Source organism: Faecalibacterium sp. An77 (assembly GCF_002161315.1).
In the GTDB taxonomy this organism is placed as follows: Bacteria; Bacillota; Clostridia; order Oscillospirales; family Ruminococcaceae; genus Faecalibacterium.
In genome coordinates, this window is sequence record NZ_NFHK01000106.1 from 1 (window position 1) to 717 (window position 717).

A 717-nucleotide genomic window follows, 5' to 3' on the forward strand; every position below is an offset into this window, starting at 1 on the left:
AGGATGTCAAGACTTGGTAAGGTTCTTCGCGTTGCGTCGAATTAAACCACATACTCCACTGCTTGTGCGGGCCCCCGTCAATTCCTTTGAGTTTCAACCTTGCGGTCGTACTCCCCAGGTGGATTACTTATTGTGTTAACTGCGGCACTGAAGGGGTCTATCCTCCAACACCTAGTAATCATCGTTTACGGTGTGGACTACCAGGGTATCTAATCCTGTTTGCTACCCACACTTTCGAGCCTCAGCGTCAGTTGGTGCCCAGTAGGCCGCCTTCGCCACTGGTGTTCCTCCCGATATCTACGCATTCCACCGCTACACCGGGAATTCCGCCTACCTCTGCACTACTCAAGATACACAGTTTTGAAAGCAGTTCATGGGTTGAGCCCATGTATTTCACTTCCAACTTGCATACCCGCCTGCGCTCCCTTTACACCCAGTAATTCCGGACAACGCTTGTGACCTACGTTTTACCGCGGCTGCTGGCACGTAGTTAGCCGTCACTTCCTTGTTGAGTACCATCCGTTTTTTCCTCAACAACAGGAGTTTACAATCCGAAGACCTTCTTCCTCCACGCGGCGTCGCTGCATCAGGGTTTCCCCCATTGTGCAATATTCCCCACTGCTGCCTCCCGTAGGAGTCTGGGCCGTGTCTCAGTCCCAATGTGGCCGTTCAACCTCTCAGTCCGGCTACCGATCGTCGCCTTGGTGGGCCGTTACC

Annotated in this window: 1 rRNA gene; it reads right to left on the bottom strand. The window is 53.1% G+C overall.

What is annotated here, in order from left to right:
- Nucleotides 1–717 (bottom strand): 16S ribosomal RNA (locus B5G28_RS14235); the annotation flags it as partial.